The 18,045-nt window shown below is 75.7% G+C and carries 16 protein-coding genes; 15 read left to right on the plus strand and 1 reads right to left on the minus strand.

Going from position 1 to position 18,045, the window contains the following annotated elements; genetic code table 11:
• The 13 genes from AC0IVP_RS09485 to AC0IVP_RS09545 all read left to right on the plus strand — a co-directional run.
• On the plus strand, positions 1-3,002 hold a 3,002-nt coding region (locus AC0IVP_RS09485; protein WP_471756196.1), incomplete at its 5' end, for an Rne/Rng family ribonuclease.
• 314 nt (positions 3,003-3,316) lie between these two features.
• Positions 3,317-3,634: a 50S ribosomal protein L21 gene (gene rplU, locus AC0IVP_RS09490; RefSeq protein WP_056297449.1), complete on the plus strand. Its 318-nt coding sequence runs from the start codon at positions 3,317-3,319 to the stop codon at positions 3,632-3,634.
• Between the two features lie 7 nt (positions 3,635-3,641).
• Positions 3,642-3,917 carry a 50S ribosomal protein L27 gene (gene rpmA / locus AC0IVP_RS09495; protein WP_056297451.1) on the plus strand — a complete coding sequence of 92 codons (276 nt, stop codon included), beginning with the start codon at positions 3,642-3,644 and terminating at the stop codon, positions 3,915-3,917.
• Between the two features lie 151 nt (positions 3,918-4,068).
• Positions 4,069-5,550: a GTPase ObgE gene (obgE, locus tag AC0IVP_RS09500; protein ID WP_471756198.1), complete on the plus strand. Its 1,482-nt coding sequence runs from the start codon at positions 4,069-4,071 to the stop codon at positions 5,548-5,550.
• Entirely contained in the window at positions 5,547-6,668 is a 1,122-nt protein-coding gene (gene proB / locus AC0IVP_RS09505) for a glutamate 5-kinase (RefSeq protein ID WP_471756200.1), read from the plus strand. Before obgE ends, proB begins: the two co-directional genes overlap by 4 nt.
• Before the next feature lie 13 nt (positions 6,669-6,681).
• Positions 6,682-7,164, plus strand: coding sequence for a peptide deformylase (gene def, locus AC0IVP_RS09510; protein WP_471756202.1), 483 nt, complete (start codon positions 6,682-6,684; stop codon positions 7,162-7,164).
• Between the two features lie 50 nt (positions 7,165-7,214).
• A complete protein-coding gene (locus AC0IVP_RS09515; RefSeq protein ID WP_157519471.1) occupies positions 7,215-8,468 on the plus strand; it encodes a glutamate-5-semialdehyde dehydrogenase in 1,254 nt (417 codons plus the stop codon).
• A 7-nt stretch (positions 8,469-8,475) separates the two neighbouring features.
• A complete protein-coding gene (locus AC0IVP_RS09520) occupies positions 8,476-9,366 on the plus strand; it encodes an AAA family ATPase (RefSeq protein WP_471756204.1) in 891 nt (296 codons plus the stop codon).
• Positions 9,366-10,781, plus strand: coding sequence for a vWA domain-containing protein (locus AC0IVP_RS09525; RefSeq protein ID WP_471756206.1), 1,416 nt, complete (start codon positions 9,366-9,368; stop codon positions 10,779-10,781). Before AC0IVP_RS09520 ends, AC0IVP_RS09525 begins: the two co-directional genes overlap by 1 nt.
• Positions 10,782-11,076: 295 nt before the next feature.
• Complete coding sequence (gene nadD, locus AC0IVP_RS09530; protein ID WP_471756208.1) at positions 11,077-11,829, plus strand: nicotinate-nucleotide adenylyltransferase; 753 nt, start codon at positions 11,077-11,079, stop codon at positions 11,827-11,829.
• The gene (gene rsfS, locus AC0IVP_RS09535) at positions 11,829-12,368 is read left to right on the plus strand and encodes a ribosome silencing factor (RefSeq protein WP_082557029.1); all 540 of its coding nucleotides are present in this window, start codon (positions 11,829-11,831) and stop codon (positions 12,366-12,368) included. Before nadD ends, rsfS begins: the two co-directional genes overlap by 1 nt.
• A complete protein-coding gene (locus AC0IVP_RS09540) occupies positions 12,365-13,216 on the plus strand; it encodes a histidine phosphatase family protein (RefSeq protein ID WP_471756210.1) in 852 nt (283 codons plus the stop codon). The genes rsfS and AC0IVP_RS09540 overlap by 4 nt, the downstream gene beginning before the upstream one ends.
• Positions 13,217-13,236: 20 nt before the next feature.
• On the plus strand, positions 13,237-14,109 hold the full coding sequence (locus AC0IVP_RS09545) for a DegV family protein (protein ID WP_056297470.1): 873 nt from the start codon (positions 13,237-13,239) through the stop codon (positions 14,107-14,109).
• Positions 14,110-14,132: 23 nt separating this feature from the next.
• Here the strand turns inward: AC0IVP_RS09545 and AC0IVP_RS09550 are convergent, their stop codons facing one another.
• Entirely contained in the window at positions 14,133-15,728 is a 1,596-nt protein-coding gene (locus tag AC0IVP_RS09550) for a hypothetical protein (protein ID WP_471756212.1), read from the minus strand.
• A gap of 93 nt (positions 15,729-15,821) precedes the next feature.
• On the opposite strand from AC0IVP_RS09550, the gene AC0IVP_RS09555 reads away from it, so the two are divergent.
• Complete coding sequence (locus tag AC0IVP_RS09555) at positions 15,822-17,069, plus strand: ComEA family DNA-binding protein (RefSeq protein WP_471756214.1); 1,248 nt, start codon at positions 15,822-15,824, stop codon at positions 17,067-17,069.
• 23 nt (positions 17,070-17,092) lie between these two features.
• Positions 17,093-17,734, plus strand: coding sequence for a 5,6-dimethylbenzimidazole synthase (bluB, locus tag AC0IVP_RS09560; protein WP_471756216.1), 642 nt, complete (start codon positions 17,093-17,095; stop codon positions 17,732-17,734).
• Positions 17,735-18,045 lie beyond the last annotated feature (311 nt).

The raw sequence follows: 18,045 nt of genomic DNA on the forward strand, positions 1-18,045 counted from the left end.
CGGCCGCCGAGCCCGCCGAGGCCGCCCCCGCGCCCCGCCGCCGCAGCCGCCGCACCCAGGCCGAGACGCCGGCCGAGCCGACCGACAGCGCGCCCGAGGCGCCCGCCGTCAGCGACGACGAGCCCGCGGAGAAGCCGGCCCGTCGCAGCCGCTCGCGCCGCAAGACCGCCGCCGAGCGCGCCGCCGAGGCGGCCGAGGCAGAGCAGGACCGTGCCGAGCAGGAGGAGGAGACCCCCGTCGTCCTCCCCGCGCCCGGCGACGAGGCCGACGCCGAGGACGCCGAGGACACCGACGCCGAGGGTGAGGACCGCGACGACGACGACTCCGCCTCCGGCAGTCGCCGCCGTCGCCGTGGCCGCCGTGGCCGTGGCCGTGGCCGCAGCGGCGAGGACGACGAGGACCGCGACGGCGACACCGCCGACGCCGGCCCGGCCTCCGGGTCCGACGAGACCGAGGACCCCTCGGGCACCGGCTCCGATGGGGACGACGACGAGGACGACGACTCCGGGGACGCCGAGGGCTCCGGGTCCAGCACCCGCCGTCGCCGCCGCCGCCGGCGTCGCGGGGAGTCCGCGGGCTCGTCCGGCACGGCCGGCACGGCGGACACCACCGACAGCACCGACGACGACCGTCCCGAGCGGGCCGGCCGCAACGGCCGCGACTCCAGCGACGACGCCGTCAAGGGCGTCGCCGGCTCCACCCGCCTGGAGGCCAAGCGCCAGCGCCGTCGGGACGGCCGGGACACCGGTCGTCGCCGCGCGCCGATCCTGAGCGAGTCGGAGTTCCTGGCCCGCCGCGAGGCCGTCGACCGCGCGATGGTCATCCGCCAGCAGGGCGACCGGACCCAGATCGCCGTCCTCGAGGACGACGTGCTGGTCGAGCACTACGTGACCCAGGCGCAGTCGACGTCCTTCGCCGGCAACGTCTACCTGGGCCGGGTGCAGAACGTGCTGCCCTCCATGGAGGCGGCGTTCGTCGACATCGGCAAGGGCCGCAACGCGGTGCTGTACGCCGGTGAGGTCAACTGGGAGACCGCCGGGCTGTCCGGCAAGTCCCGGTCGATCGAGCAGGCGCTGAAGTCCGGGGACAAGGTCCTGGTCCAGGTGACCAAGGACCCGATCGGCCACAAGGGCGCCCGGCTCACCCAGCAGGTCAACCTGCCCGGCCGCTTCCTGGTCTACGTGCCCGGCGGCTCGATGACCGGGATCAGCCGCAAGCTGCCCGACAACGAGCGCCAGCGGCTCAAGGACATCCTCAAGAAGATCGTCCCCGAGGACGCCGGCGTGATCATCCGGACCGCGGCGGAGGGCGCCTCGGAGGAGGAGCTCACCCGCGACGTGGCCCGGCTGCAGGCGCAGTGGGAGGTCATCCAGACCAAGGCCGCCTCGACCAGCAACGCCCCGACGCTGCTGTACGGCGAGCCCGACCTGGCGATCCGGGTCATCCGCGACGTGTTCAACGAGGACTTCAAGCGCCTGGTCGTCCAGGGCTCGGACGCCTGGGACACCGTCGAGGCCTACGTCGCGCACGTGTCGCCCGAGCTCTCCGAGCGCCTGCAGCGGTACACCGGCACCGGTGACGTCTTCCGCGAGCTGCGGATCGACGAGCAGCTGCTCAAGGCGCTGGACCGGAAGGTCTGGCTGCCCTCGGGCGGGTCGCTGGTCATCGACCGCACCGAGGCGATGACCGTCGTCGACGTCAACACCGGCAAGTTCACCGGCTCCGGGGGCAACCTGGAGCAGACGGTCACCAAGAACAACATCGAGGCCGCCGAGGAGATCGTCCGCCAGCTCCGGCTGCGCGACATCGGCGGGATGATCGTCATCGACTTCATCGACATGGTGCTGGAGAGCAACCGGGAGCTGGTGCTGCGCCGGCTCACCGAGTGCCTGGGCCGCGACCGCACCAAGCACCAGGTCGCCGAGGTCACCTCGCTGGGTCTGGTCCAGATGACCCGCAAGCGGGTCGGCCAGGGCCTGCTCGAGGTGTTCTCCGAGCCCTGCGAGCACTGCCGCGGCCGGGGTGTCGTGGTGCACCTGGACCCGGTGGACGAGAAGAAGCGGGCGGCCACCGCGGCGGCCGCCGGCGTTCCCGCCCCCCAGGGCGGCAACGGCGGCAACGGCGGCAACGGTGGCAACGGCCGCAACCGGGGCAACGGCTCCGGTGGTCGGGACGCCGAGGCCCCCGAGGTGACCACCGAGGCGGCCCAGACCGCCGAGGCGGTCCCGGCCGGCGATGAGGCGACCGCGGGGGACGAGCAGCCCACCGGCGGCCGTTCCGGGCGCCGCAGCCGGGGACGCCGCAACCGCGGCCAGTCCGGTGAGGCCCGCGCCGCCGAGGACGCCGCCGTGCTCTCCGCCGCCCGCGGTGAGGACGACGACGCCGCGGGGGAGACCCCCGACGAGGCCGTCCGGGACGCGCCGGTGGACGCCGTCGACACGGTCGAGGAGGCCGACGGCCAGCTGGCCGTCGACGCCGAGGCCGTCGACGCCCAGGTGGTCCACGACGACGACGACGCCGACGACGCCGACGGCGCAGACGACGCCGAGGACGCGGCCACCCAGGACGCGCTCGGGACCGTGGCTGCAGGTGCGGTGTCCAGCGGTGCCGTGGCGCCCGTGCCCGCCGACGCACCCGTCGGACCGTCCGCGGACGAGGCGCCCGCGGACCAGTCGACGGTGGACGAGCCGACGGTGGACGAGGCGGCGGTGGACGAGCTGACGGTGGACGAGGCGGCACCGACCGACGGGACCGCCGGGGACACCCCGGCCACCGCGGAGCAGCCCGACGTCCCCGAGCAGGTCGAGCTCGACCTGCCCGAGGCCGCCGGCGCCGTCACCGAGGAGACCCCGGCGACCGCCACCGACGGCGACGCCGCCCCGGAGCCGACCGCCGAGGTGCCCGCACCCGCGCAGCCCGTCGTCGAGGAGCCCCCGGCCGCGGCCGTGGCCCGTCCGCGCCGCCGCCGCGCGGCCAGCCGTCCGGCCGGTCCGCCCGCCTGACCCGACCCCGACCCGGTGGCCCAGCCACCGGGTCGGGGCTCGAGCCACCGTCGACGGTGGCTCGACCCCCTGCCCGGTGGCTGAGCCACCCAGCAGGGGACCGCACACCTGGTCGCGGCCACCCGGACGCGACCTCCGGCACACGGGTTCGACCACGCGCGTCGGCCTCGGGTACGCTGGCCGGGTTGCATCGCCACGGGCCGGGCACCGCGAGGTGTCCCCTGGACCGGCGAGCGACCAGTCCAGCACCCAGGTCACCGCTCCAGCGCGGGGCCGTGTGCAGGACACGAAGAGAACCGATCGAGGAGTCAGTGGTGTACGCAGTCGTCAAGGCCGGTGGCAAGCAGCACAAGGTGGGTGTGGGTGACACGTTCACCGTGCACCGCCTCTCCGGAGCGGCCGGCGACACCGTCGCCCTCCCCGCAGTCCTGCTGGTCGACGGGGACACCGTCACCAGTGACGTGGCCGCCCTCGCCGGCGTGACCGTGACCGGCGAGATCGTCGCCCACGGCAAGGGCCCGAAGATCAAGATCCACAAGTTCAAGAACAAGACCGGCTACCACAAGCGTCAGGGGCACCGTCAGCCGCTGACCGACGTCGTGGTCACCGCCATCGACTCGAAGAAGGGCTGAGCACCTCATGGCTCACAAGAAGGGCGCATCGTCGTCCCGCAACGGTCGTGACTCGAACGCCCAGCGCCTGGGCGTGAAGCGTTTCGGTGGCCAGGTCGTCAAGGCCGGCGAGATCATCGTCCGCCAGCGCGGCACCCACTTCCACCCCGGCCTCGGCGTCGGCCGCGGCAAGGACGACACCCTCTTCGCCCTCACCCCCGGTGCGGTCGAGTTCGGCCGCCGCGGCGGTCGTCGGGTCGTCAACGTGCAGGCCGTCGCGGCCGAGCTCGCCCCCGCAGTCTGATCGTCGGCCCCTCGGGGCCACCGCACCACCACGCATCACGTCCGGGCCCGGCGGGAATCCCGCCGGGCCCGTTCGCGCTCCACGGCACCACCACCGCACCACCACCGCACCACCCCACCACCAGGCCACCCAGCAGAGAGAGGCGGCGATCATGGCCGCTTTCATCGACCGTGTGACCGTGCACGTGTCCGCCGGCAACGGAGGGCACGGGGTCAGCTCCGTCCACCGCGAGAAGTTCAAGCCCCTCGGCGGTCCCGACGGCGGCAACGGCGGTGACGGGGGCGACGTCGTCCTCGAGGTCGCCTCCGACGTCCACACGCTGCTGGACTTCCACCACCACCCGCACCAGAAGGCGCCCAACGGCAAGCCCGGTGCGGGCAGCAACCGCAACGGCGCCCGCGGTGAGGACGCCGTCCTTCGCGTCCCCGAGGGCACCGTCGTGACCACCACCGACGGTGAGGTCCTCGGTGACCTCATGGGCGTGGGCACCCGGCTGGTCCTGGCCGCCGGCGGCCGCGGCGGTCTGGGCAACGCGGCACTGGCCAACGCCCGCCGCAAGGCCCCCGGCTTCGCGCTGCTCGGCGAGCCCGGTGACGAGATCGACGCCGTGCTGGAGCTCAAGAGCGTCGCCGACGTCGGCCTCGTCGGGTTCCCCTCGGCCGGCAAGTCCTCGCTGGTGGCCGCGATGAGCGCCGCCAAGCCGAAGATCGCCGACTACCCGTTCACCACCCTGGTGCCGAACCTGGGCGTCATCCGCTCCGGCGACGTCACCTACACGATGGCCGACGTCCCCGGACTGATCCCCGGCGCCTCCACCGGGCGTGGGCTGGGCCTGCAGTTCCTCCGCCACGTCGAGCGCTGCGCGGTGCTGGTGCACGTCGTGGACATGGCCACGATGGAGCCCGGCCGGGACCCGGAGAACGACATCGCCGCCCTCGAGCACGAGCTCAGCGAGTACGCCGGCGACGAACTGGACCTGGTGGGCCGGCTGAAGATCGCCGTGCTCAACAAGATCGACGTGCCCGACGGTCGCGAGCTGGTCGACCTGGTCCGCGGCACCCTGGAGGCCCGCGGCCTCGAGGTGTACGCGATCAGCGCCGTCACCGGCGAGGGCCTGGCCGAGTTCGGCTTCGCGCTGGCCCGCGAGGTCGCCGCGCACCGGGCCTCGCTGCCGGCGCCGGAAGCCACCCGGATCACCCTCACCCCGCGCGCTGTCGACGACGGTGGCTTCACCGTCGAGCCCGACCCGCGCACCGGTGGCTGGGTGGTGCTCGGCGTCCGCCCCTCGCGCTGGGTGCGCCAGACCGACTTCAGCAACGACGAGGCCGTCGGCTACCTGGCCGACCGGCTCAACCGGCTCGGGGTGGAGATCGCGCTGGCCGAGGCCGGTGCGGTCCCCGGGGACGCGATCACCGTCGGCGACGTCACCTTCGACTGGGAGCCCACGCTGCCCGCCGGCACGCTCACCGTCGAGGAGACCGCGGGCCTGGGTGGCCGTGGCACCGACGTGCGGCTGGAGAACAACACCCGGCCGCGCGCCGAGGACCGCCTCGCGGCCAAGAAGCTGCGGCGCACGCCCTACGAGCTCATCGAGGAGTACCCCGACGAGCTCTGGGACGACGACCGCGCATGAGCACCCGCGCCGACGTCGCCGCCGCACACCGGGTCGTGGTCAAGGTCGGTTCCTCCTCGCTCACCACGGTGGAGGACGGCCTCGACGAGACCCGGCTGCGTGCGCTGGTCGACGTCCTGGGGGCGCTGCGGGCCGCCGGCCGTGAGGTCGTGCTGGTCTCCTCCGGCGCCATCGCCGCGGGGCTGGCGCCCCTGGCTCTGACCGGCAAACCGCGCGACCTCGCCACCGCGCAGGCCGCCGCCAGCGTCGGGCAGCTCCGGCTGGTGCAGACCTACGCCGACGCGTTCGCCGGGCACGGCGTGACCGTCGGGCAGGTGCTGCTGACCGCCGACGACCTCACCCGCCGCGGGCACTACCGCAACGCCCGGCAGACCATCGAGCGGCTGCTGGCCCTGGGCGTGCTGCCGATCGTCAACGAGAACGACACGGTCGCCACCGAGGAGATCCGGTTCGGCGACAACGACCGGCTGGCCGCCCTGGTCGCGCACGTCGCCGTCGCCGATGCCCTGGTGCTGCTGTCCGACGTCGACGGCGTCTACGACGGCGACCCCCGGGTCGGCCCGGCCGAGCGCATCGACACCGTGCGTGCCGTCGAGGACCTCTCCGCCGTCGTCCTGGGCTCGGCCAGCCGCAACGGCGTGGGCACCGGCGGGATGGCCACCAAGGTGGAGGCCGCGCTGATCGCCGCCCAGGCCGGGGTGCCCGTCGTCGTCACCTCGGCGGCCCAGGCCGGCCCGGCGCTGGCCGGGGAGCCGGTGGGCACGCTGTTCGCGGTGAGCGGGCGGCGTCCCTCGGCCCGGCAGTTCTGGCTGCGCTACGCCTCGCGCCCGCGCGGCCGGGTGCTGCTGGACGCCGGCGCGGTCACCGCCGTCCGGGAGCGTGGGGCCTCGCTGCTGGCCGCCGGGATCACCGGCGTCACCGGGGACTTCCTGGCTGACGACCCGGTCGAGCTGGTCGGCCCCGACGGCGTCGTCGTGGCCCGTGGCCTGGCCGGTTACGACGCCCGCGAGCTGCCCGACCTGCTGGGCCGCAAGACCGCCGACCTGGACCCCGAGCACCGCCGCGAGGTCGTGCACCGCGACGAGATGGTGCTCGTGCGGCCCCGTGCGGGTGCCTGAGAGGATCTCCGACGTGGCTCTGCGTCCCATCCGTGAGTACGGCGACCCGGTGCTGCGCACCCCCTGTGACCCGGTCCGGTCCTTCGGCAAGGACCTCGCCGGGCTGGTGCGCGACCTGGAGGAGACCGTCGACCACCCCGGCCGCGCCGGGCTGGCGGCCAACCAGATCGGCGTCTCGCTGCGGGTCTTCTCCTACAACGTGGACGACGTGATCGGGCACCTGGTCAACCCGGTGATCACCGAGCGGTCCGAGGAGACCCAGGACGGCGACGAGGGCTGCCTGTCCATCCCCGGCCTCTACGCCCCGACCGTGCGTGCGATGTGGTGCGTGGCCGAGGGCGTCGACGTGCACGGCGAGCCACTGCGCCTGGAGGGCGAGGGTCTGATGGCCCGCTGCCTGCAGCACGAGGTGGACCACCTGGACGGCAGGGTGTTCCTGGACCGGCTGGCCGGGGACGCCCGCAAGCAGGCCCTGCGCGCACTCCGCGGCGCCTGACCCCGGCGGACGCCCGACAGTCAGCGCTGTCTGCTGCGTATCCTCGCGGCGTGCCCGACGTCTCCGCCCTGCCCCTGATCGGTGCTGCTGCCCTGAAGGCCCGGGCCGCCGCCCGGGTGCTCCGCACGCTGCCCACCCAGACCAAGGACGCCGCGCTGCTGGCGATGGCCGACGCGCTGGTCGCCCACACCGACGACGTGCTGGCCGCCAACGCCGCCGACGTCGAGGCCGCCCGCGCCGGGGGGACCCCGGAGTCGGTGCTGGACCGGCTCCGGCTGGACGCCGACCGGGTCGCCGGGGTGGCCGACGCGCTGCGCCAGCTGGTCGCCCTGCCCGACCCCGTGGGTGACGTCGTCCGCGGGTCGACGCTGGAGAACGGGCTGCAGCTGCGCCAGGTCCGGGTGCCCCTGGGCGTCATCGGGATCGTCTACGAGGCGCGCCCCAACGTGACCGTGGACGCGGCCGGACTGTGCCTCAAGAGCGGCAACGCCGCCCTGCTGCGCGGATCCGCCTCGGCGTTCGGCACCAACACCGCCCTCGTCGCCGTCCTCACCGAGGCCGCCGAGAAGGCCGGGCTGCCGGCCGGGTCGATCGCCCTGCTGCCCGCCGACCGCGCGTCGGTGGGGGAGCTGCTGCACGCCCGCGGCCTGGTCGACGTGGTCATCCCGCGGGGTGGGGCCGCCCTGATCCAGCGGGTGGTCAGCGAGTCGACCGTCCCGGTCATCGAGACCGGTGTCGGCAACTGCCACGTCTACGTCGACGCCTCCGCAGACGGCGCGATGGCCGAGGCGGTCGTGCTCAACGCCAAGACCCACCGGGTGAGCGTCTGCAACTCCGCGGAGTCGCTGCTGGTGCACCGGGACTCCCCGCACCTGGCCCGGCTGCTGGGCGCCCTGGTCGAGGCCGGGGTGACCCTGCACGGTGACGACGCCGCCCGGGCCGCGCACTCCGCCGTCGTCCCGGCGACCGACGAGGACTGGGCCACCGAGTACCTGTCGATGGACATGGCCGTGCGGGTCGTGGACGACCTGCCGGCGGCGCTGGACCACATCGCGACCTGGGGGAGCGGGCACTCCGAGGCCATCGTGGCCGACTCCGCGACCGCGATCGCGGACTTCGTCGCCGGGGTGGACGCCGCCGCGGTGCTGGTCAACGCCTCCACCCGGTTCACCGACGGCGGGGAGTTCGGGTTCGGCGCCGAGATCGGCATCAGCACCCAGAAGCTGCACGCCCGCGGCCCGCTCGGACTGCCGGAACTGACCTCCACCACCTACGTCGTGACCGGCAACGGCCACACCCGATAGGAGCCCCGTGCCCACCCAGTCGAAGCAGTCGCCCCAGTTCGCCGACGTGGCGGACGTGACCGCCCGGCTGTCGGCCGCGGGCTACCTCCCCGACCACCAGATCGCGACCACCGTCTTCCTGGCCGACCGGCTGGGCAAGCCGCTGCTCGTGGAGGGTCCGGCCGGCGTGGGCAAGACCGAGCTGGCCAAGGCCCTGGCCACCGCGACGTCGGCGGAGCTGATCCGGCTCCAGTGCTACGAGGGCCTGGACGAGGCCCGCGCGCTGTACGAGTGGAACTACAAGAAGCAGCTGCTGCGCATCCAGGCGTCGCAGAACTCCGCGGATGGCGGCGACTGGGGCGACCTGCACGACGACGTGTTCGGCGAGGAGTTCCTGCTCTCCCGACCGCTGCTGACCGCCATCCGGCGCACCGAGCCCACCGTGCTGCTCATCGACGAGACCGACAAGGCCGACGTGGAGGTGGAGGGTCTGATGCTGGAGGTGCTCAGCGACTTCCAGGTCACCATCCCCGAGATCGGCACGATCGTCGCGACCCGCCGGCCGATGGTGGTGCTGACCTCCAACGCCACCCGGGAGCTGTCCGAGGCCCTCAAGCGCCGTTGCCTGTACCTGGCCCTGGACTACCCCAGCGCCGAGCGGGAGCGGGAGATCGTGCTGTCCCGGGTGCCCGACCTCGCCCCGGCGCTGGCCGAGCAGCTGGTCCGCACCGTGCGGGCGCTGCGGGCGATGGAGCTGAAGAAGTCGCCGTCGATCTCGGAGACCCTGGACTGGGCGCAGACCCTGCTGGCGCTGGGCTTCGACACCCTGGACGACACGGCGGTGCGCGACACCCTGGGGGTGGTGCTCAAGCACGCCAGCGACCAGACCCGGGCCGCCGCCGAGCTGCGGCTGAACTGATGACCGCCGCGGTCGGGTCGGGCGGGCTGCCGGCGCACCTGGACGGCTTCGTCCGGGCCGTGCGCGAGACCGGCATCCCGGTGGGGATCTCCGCCGCCGTCGACGCCGCGCAGGTGCTCACCGTCGTCGACCTGCTCGACCGCGAGCAGCTGCGGCACGGCCTGGCCTCGGTGCTGCTGACCCGGGCGGCCCAGCGGCCGGCCTACGACGTGCTGTTCGACCTGTGGTGGCCGCTCACCGACCGCCCCGGCGTCGCCGAGACCACGGACACCCCCGCCGACGGCGCCGAGGACGATCCGCGCCCGGACGCCGAACGGCAGGCAGCGCTCGCCGCCGAGCTGCGCGAGGAGCTGCTGCGCCGCCTGCTGGAGGGTGACGAGGAGGAGCTGCGCCGCTTCGCCCGACTCGCCGTCGACCAGCTCGGGCAGGGGCAGCCCTCGCCGTCCGGGCAGTCTTTCTTCTCCTACCGCGTGTTGCGGGCACTGTCCCCGGACACCCTGGTGGCCCAGCTGCTGTCGGGCCTGCTCGGGGACGCCGAGCGCGGCGGCCTGGACGAGCAGGTCGCCCGGCAGACCGTGCGGGAGCGGCTGGCCGCCTTCCGTGCCGCGGTCGAGGCCGAGGTCCGGCGGCGGACGGCCGCCGAGCGCGGCCGGGACCGGGTGGCCCGCAACGCGGTCAAGCCGCTGGCCGACCAGGTCGACTTCCTGCGCGCCCAGTCCGCCGACCTCGCCGAGCTGCGTCGTTCGGTCGCCCCCCTCGCGCGCCGCCTGGCCGCCCGGCTGTCGGCCAAGCGGCGGCTCGGCCGGGAGGGCCGGCTGGACTTCCGCAAGACCGTCCGCGCCTCGCTGGCCACCGGTGGCGTCCCGGTGGTCACCCACCACCGGCCGCGGGCGGTGCACAAGCCCGAGCTGGTCGTGCTCTGCGACATCAGCGGCTCCGTCGCCGGGTTCAGCCACTTCACCCTGATGCTCACCCAGGCGCTGCGGGAGCACTTCACCGGCGTGCGGGCCTTCGCCTTCGTCGACTCCACCGACGAGGTCACCCGGTTCTTCGCACCCGGCGCCGACGTCGCCGACGCGGTGCAGCGGATCGGCCGCGAGGCCGACGTCGTCTCCTTCGACGGGCACAGCGACTACGGCAACGCCCTCGAGGTCTTCGCCGAGCGGTGGCCGGCCGCCGTCGGGCCCAAGACGTCGCTGCTGGTGCTCGGCGACGGGCGGACGAACTACCGCCAGCCCGGCCTGCCGGTGCTCGCCGACCTGGTCCGGCGGTCCCGCTCGGCGTACTGGCTCAACCCGGAGCCGCGGCGGCTGTGGGGGAGCGGGGACTCCGCCGCCGACCGCTACGGCCAGGTCATCGAGATGGTCGAGGTGCGCACCGCGGCGCAGCTGGCGGACTTCGTCACGACGCTCTGACCTGCCCCTCCCGGATGGGAACGGTTGCGTCGGCTTTTTCCTGCACGAGCCCCGTAACCGGTCCTGGGCCGTGCCGTTGGTCTCGGTGTACCGGGCGTCGTCCCGGTCAGCACCACCCCGGCGGGGAGCACCACGGCCGCGCCGGGCGATCGGCGGCACGGGGGCGCCGATCGGTGCGGTGGCCCGGTCGGGGGAGACCCCGGGCGGGTCTTCCGCGCGTGCTGGTCCGGGCCGGGGTGACCCCTGCGGTGCGCGAGCGGCGCTCCCGGTGGCGGGGCCCGGCTACGCTCGACCGGTGGCTGGCAGTCGACTGGGTGTGATGGGCGGGACGTTCGACCCCGTGCACCACGGTCACCTGGTGGCCGCCAGCGAGGTCGCGACCCTCTTCGGGCTCGACGAGGTGGTCTTCGTGCCCACCGGTCAGCCCTGGCAGAAGGCCGACCGCGAGGTCAGCCAGGCCGAGGACCGCTACCTGATGACCGTCGTGGCCACGGCGTCCAACCCCCGCTTCTCGGTGAGCCGGGTCGACATCGACCGGGGGACGACGACGTACACGATCGACACCCTCACCGACCTGCACCGCCAGCGCCCGGACGCCGAGCTGTTCTTCATCACCGGCGCCGACGCGCTGGCCGCGATCGTGGGCTGGCGGGACACCGAGCGGCTCTTCGACCTGGCGCACTTCGTCGGGGTCACCCGGCCCGGCTACCAGCTGGCCGACGCCGACCTGCCCGCCGGCGCGGTGAGCCTGGTGGAGATCCCGGCCCTGGCCATCAGCTCGACCGACTGCCGCGACCGGGTGCGCCGCGGGATGCCCGTCTGGTACCTGGTGCCCGACGGGGTCGTGCAGTACATCGAGAAGCGCGGCCTCTACCGGGACGGCCTGCCACCGACCCCGGCCGGTCAGCTGCTGCCCGGCACGACGGTCCGCCACGTCGGCCCGCCGCTGCCCGGCCGCGCCGCACCCGCGGTGCACGCCCCACCAGACCGCACCACCCCTGACCACCCGCCCGTACCGGGCACCCCCGACCTGCAGGAGACACCCTGATGACCGCCTCGACAGAGGCCCGCGAGACCGCGCTGTGGGCCGCGCAGGCCGCCGCCGACAAGCTCGCCACCGACGTCTCCATCGTCGACGTCAGCGACCGGCTGGCGATCACCGACGCCTTCGTCCTCGCCTCCGCACCCAGCGAACGCCAGGTCCAGGCCATCGTCGACGGGGTGGAGGAGTCGTTGCGCGAGCACGGCATCAAGCCGGTCCGTCGCGAGGGCGTGGCCGAGGCCCGCTGGGTGCTGCTGGACTTCGTCGACGTCGTCGTGCACGTCCAGCACGCCGAGGAGCGGGCCTACTACTCCCTCGAGCGGCTCTGGAAGGACTGCCCGACCATCCCGTTCACCGACGCCGCCGTTCCCGGCGGTGCGCCGGTGACCGAGGACGTCACCGTGGACGGCGTCACCGACGTCCCGGCCGACTCCGGCACCGACGCCGCCGTGGTGTCCGGTGGGTTCTCCGGGGACGGGGAGTCCGCCGAGGCGGCGCTGGACCCGACCACCGCCCACGCTCCCGAGGCGGACACCCGCCGGTGAGCGGGGCCGCCCCAGCTCCTGCCACGACCCCCGCGGTCCCGGGCGCGCCCGAGGGCGCGTCCGAGCCGACCGTCGCCCGGCTGCTCGTGTGGCGCCACGGCCGGACGGAGTGGAACGCCCGCGGGCGGTTCCAGGGGCAGCTCGACCCGCCGCTGGACGGCACCGGACGGCGCCAGGCGGCCCGGGCCGCGACGGCGCTGGCCGCCGCCGTCGGCCCCGACGCCCTGGTGGTCAGCAGCGACCTGGACCGGGCGCGCGCGACCGCCCAGGCCCTCGCCGACGAGCTGGGCACGAGCGTGCGCGTCGACCCCCGGCTGCGCGAGCACGGGCTGGGCAGCTGGGAGGGCCTCACCAGGGAGGACGTCGCCCGCGACCTGCCCGAGCAGTACGCCGACTGGATGGCCGGCCGCCCTGTGCGCGGGCGCGGTGGGGAGGACCCCGCCGAGGTCGCCCGGCGGGCGCTGGCCGCGCTGGCCGACCTGCCCGCGGCGCCCGTGGCCGTCGTGGTGACCCACGGCGGGACCGGTGGCCGGTTGGTCGAGGCGCTGCTGGGGCTGGGGCCCGAGCACCGCCGGGTCTTCGGCCCGCTGGGCAACTGCGCCTGGACCGAGCTGGCCTTCCAGGGCACCCGCTGGCGGGTGCTGCGGCACAACGCCTCCGCCGAGCCGTCGGGCGACCCGCCCGGCGGTGTGCGCCGGTCGGGCGCGGACTCCGGTCCCGACGTGGTCGAGGCCGCCGGTGTCGCGGACGGCCCGGTGACCGGTCGCCCGGTCGCGGCCGGTGCCACCCCCGAGGAGGGCGCCCCCGCCGTCCCCGGGGTGCCCACCGACGCCGACGCGGCGCTCTGACCGAGAGCGTGTCGCCCCCCGTGCCGACCGCCGTCGTCACCGACTCCACGGCCTACCTGCCGGCCGAGCTGGTCGACGGGCTGGGCATCACGGTGGTGCCGCTGTACGTGGTGCTCACCGGGCGGTCGGGGCGGGAGGGGCTGGACGTCAGCCCCGGGGACGTCGCCCGCAGCCTGGCGGTGCGCGGACAGCACGTGACCACCTCGCGGCCCACCCCCGGGGACTTCGTGGCCGCCTACCGGCGCTGCCTGGACGCCGGGGCGTCCCGGATCGTGTCGGTGCACCTCTCCCGCGAGCTGTCGGGCACCTGGGACGCCGCCCGGTTGGCGGCCGGCCAGGTCGGTGAGCACGTCGTGTCGGTGGTCGACAGCCGGTCGGCGGCGATGGGCACCGGTTTCGCGGCGCTGGCCGCGGCGCGCACCGCGGCCACCGGCGCCGGCCGGGACGAGGTGGACGCGGTCGCCCGGGAGACCGCGGCGTCGACCAGCACGTTGTTCGTCGTGGACACCCTGGAGCACCTGCGGCGCGGTGGCCGGATCGGCTCGGCCGCGGCGCTGCTGGGCACGGCCCTGGCGGTCAAGCCGGTGCTGCACGTCGACGACGGCCGGATCGTCGCCCTGGAGAAGGTGCGCACCACCAGCCGGGCGGTCGCGCGGATGGTCCAGCGCGTCGTCGACACCGCCGGTGACCGGCCGGTGTCCCTCGCGGTGCACCACCTCGCGGCGCCCGAGCGGGCCCAGCAGCTCGCCGACGAGCTCATCCGCCGGGTGCCGCAGCTGCGTGAGCTCTTCGTCAGCGAGCTCGGTGCGGCCATCGGTGCGCACGTGGGACCCGGTGCGGTGGGCGTCGTCGTCGACCCGACCACAGCCCGGGACACGGCCGCGCAGGACTGAACCGACCCCGGGGCCGGTGGCCCTCAGCCGCCCGGCGGGTCCTCGCAGTGGCCGGCCGGCCACCAGGCGCTGGTCAGCACGACCGACCCGGACCCGGTCGTGTGCAGCAGCACCGTCCCGTCCTGGGCCGGTGCCAGACAGGCCGGTCCGGAGACGCTGAGCCGGGCGTCCCAGTCCAGCGCCACGGCCACGGTGCCGGCACCCCGCGCCGCCACCGTGACCGCCCGGCGGTCGCTGGACACCAGGTCGGCCGGCCCGCGGACGAAGGCCGACCCGGCCACCGCGTAGAGCGTCCAGTGCCGGTCGGACCACACCGGGGTCAGGCCGGGCACGCCGTCGCGGACCAGGGTGGCCTCCGCGCGGGCCGCCCAGTCCGGTCGGTGGGTCGACAGCGCCACGAAGGACACGCCCCGCGCCCGCAGCCAGGCCAGGTAGGTGTCCGGCGCCAGGGTGCCGTCGTAGAAGAGCGGGTTGCGGGCCACGTCCAGCTGGCGGTTCCAGCCACGGGCCAGCGGGACCCGCTCGCCCAGCAGTGCGTCCTGGTGGTCGGCCAGCGGCACCACCTCGACCCGGCCGACCGGTGCCCGGTCGGCCAGCTCGCGGAGCAGCGGGGTGGTCCGGTCGGCAGGGTGCCGGGGTGCGAGGTCGGCGGGGAGCACCGGTGGCAGCAGCCACACCACGAGCGCCGCTGAGGCCAGCACCACGGCCGGGCGGCGGCGCACCGTGCCCACCAGCACCGGGACGGCGAACAGCAGCACCAGCCGGGTGGTGTTGGAGCCGACCGGCTCGGGCACCAGCCAGCACACCAGCAGCGCGAGCGCCGTCAGCAGTGCGCCGACCCGCAGCAGCGGCTGCTCGCGCCCGACGAGCAGGGCGACCACCCCGGCGGCCGCGACCGCGGACGTCATCTGGTGGGTGCTGCCGGTCATCGGGCCGCCGGCCGCCCCCAGGACCACCATGCCGAGCAGCGGCGCAGCCGCTCCGGTCAGCAGCAGCGCAGCACCGCCCGTCGGGCGCGCGGACCCCCGGGCCGGTGGCGCCAGCCACCAGGCTGCCGCGGCCAGACCCAGGAAGACCGCCGCCACCGGGCTGAGCGCGCCGGTGAGGACCGCCGGCACGGCGGTCGTGACCCGGCGGGAGGCGCGGCCACCCGGGCCGCGCACCGCCAGCAGGGCCAGCAGGCCCACCGCGGCGCCCAGGGCGAACGTGGTGCGGCCGGAGAGCTGGTCGGCGGCCCAGAGCACCGCCGATGCGACACCGGCCGCCCGGGGTCGTACGGCGCCGGCGCGCAGCAGCAGCGCGGTCGTCGCGGTGGCGCCGACCGTGGTGCCCAGCACCCCGGCCAGCGGCGGGCCCAGCACTGCGAGCAGCCCGGGGGCCAGCAGGCTGTAGGAGACGGCGGGTGACCCGCCGAACCAGCCCAGGTCGACCGGCCGGCCACCGGAGGTGGCCGCCCACGAGGCCCACCACTGCTGCGCCACGAGGTCCGCGCCGACGACCGGCACCAGCTCCACCCCGACCGCCAGCAGCAGGGCCAGCCCCGCCGTCAGCAGCAGGGCGGGGCGTCGGGGAGGTGTCTGGGGGCGGGGGCACGACGTCAGCACAGCCGGGGCCACCACGGCTGCGCATGCTGTCATCCACAACCGCGGGTCCCGTCCACAGATCCGTCCCGGGACGTCCGTGCGGCCCGTCCCGTGCCTAGCCTGCCGCCCGTGTTCTCCGCCCGTCGCGCCGACGACGCCGACCTCATCCGTGCCCGGCTGCGGGCCCTGCTGGCCGACGGCCGGGCGGGCCCTGGCTGGGTGCCGGACGACCCGGACGGCCCGGCCGACCCGCCGGGGCCCGCGGAGGGTGCCACGGGCTGGGACGACGACGAGGGCGACGGCGACGACTGGACGGTCGAGCCGGTCCCGGGCCGGCGGCACCTCGCCGTCGTGCGCGAGCCGGTCGGCGGTCGGGGCAGCCGGGGGCCGGCCGGGCAGGACCCCCGGGAGACCGTCCGGCTGGGTCGCCCGGGCCACGGTACGGGGGAGGGGATGCCCCGACAGGCCGGGTGGGAGACCGGTACGGGGCCTGCGCCCTCCTCCGGGCGGTACCCCGCCGGAGCCCGGCAGCCCGACGCGGCCCGGCCAGTCGGCCCCCTGTGCGACGGCGCCCGCCCCGACACCGGTGGCGGCGGGGCGTACGGCGACGGCACCCTCGCCGCCCGCCCGGGCCGGTACCGCCGCCACGACGCGCCCGGGCCCGAGGAGCTCCCCGGTGCCGCCGACGAGGAGGCGTACGACGACGACGACGACGCCGCAGCCGGCCGCCACCGTGCGGCCGGCGCCGGGGTGCGGGTGACGCCCGGGCGGACCAGCAGCCGCGCGCTGTGGGTCGCGGCCCTCGTCGCCGCGGTCGCCGTCGGGGGCTGGAGCTGGCTGAGTCGTCCCCCCGTCGAGCCCGTCGACCCCGGCGCCGCCGTGCCCGTCACCGCACCCGCCGACCCGACCGCGGTCCAGGCCGACGTCGCTGCCCCACCCCCGACCACCCCGGCGGTCGTGGTGGTCGCCGTCGTCGGGCAGGTGGTGACGCCGGGGCTGGTCACCCTGCCGGTGGGCTCCCGGGTCGCCGACGCGGTGGCCGCCGCCGGGGGGCTGCTGCCGGAGGCCGACCCCGCGGGCTTCAACGCTGCCGCACTGCTCAGCGACGGCCAGCAGGTCGCCGTGGGCGTCCCGGGGGCGGTGGCCGCGCCCGTCGCTGCGGGAGGGGCCGGTGGCCCCGCTGGAGGGCCCGTCGACCTGAACGCCGCGACCGTCGCCGACCTGGACGCGCTGCCGGGCATCGGCCCGGTGCTGGCGCAGCGGATCGTCGACCACCGGACGGCGAACGGGCCCTTCGCCTCGGTCGAGCAGCTCGACGACGTCAGCGGCATCGGCCCGGCGCTCTACGGCGAGGTGTCCCCGCTGGTCACCGTCTGAGGGGTCTCGGGTGGGATGGGGGCATGCCGCAGGAGCTGTACGAGGTGCTGCACCGCCGTCGCGACGTCCGCCGGGAGTTCACCGGCGCCCCGGTCCAGGACGCCGTCCTGCGCCGGGTGCTGGCCGCGGCACACGCCGCGCCCAGCGTCGGGCTGACCCAGCCGTGGGACTTCCTGCTGGTCCGGGACGAGGGGCTGCGCCGGGACTTCCAGGCGCACGTGGCCGGCGAACGCGAGGTCTTCGACGCCACCCTGGACCCCGCGCAGGCCGAGGTCTTCGCCCGCATCTCCGTCGAGGGCGTCCTGCAGTCCAGCCTCGGCGTCGTCGTCACGTACGACCCGACCCGGGGGTCCCCGGCGGTGCTGGGGCGGCACGCCATCGCCGACGCCGGTCTGTACTCGACCTGCCTGGCCGTGCAGAACCTCTGGCTGGCGGCCACCGCCGAGGGCTGGGGCGTCGGCTGGGTCTCCTTCTACCGCGAGCCGTTCCTGCGTGAGCTGCTGGGCATCCCCGAGCACGTCCGACCGGTCGCCTGGTTGTGCGTCGGCCCCGTGGCGGCCCTGCAGGACACCCCGGACCTGGAGCGGCACGGCTGGCGCACCCGTCGGCCGCTGGCGGACGCCCTGCACGCCGACCGCTGGGGCACGCCCGCCGACCTGGGCTGAGGGGCCGGGCTAGCAGGCCGGGTCCCCGCCCGCTGCCCGCCGTCCACACCCCGGGGGTCCCTCCCCAGGACGTCCGGCAGGGCCCCGAGCGCGGACCGGCTGCCTAGCGTCCCCGGCGTGCGGGTGCGACGACGACGGGTGTCCGAGCGGTGGACCTGGTTGGACCTGCGGCTGGTGCCGCCCGCCCTCGCCGTCTGGGCGACCACGCTGGTGCTCGGTGGACGGACCCCGGTTGCCGCGGCCGGCCTGCTCCTGGTCGCCGTGCTCACCGCTGCCCTGGTCGCGCGGCGGGCCGGGCGCCTGCGCTGGAC

The sequence above is a fragment of the Klenkia sp. AC732 genome (assembly GCF_979256525.1).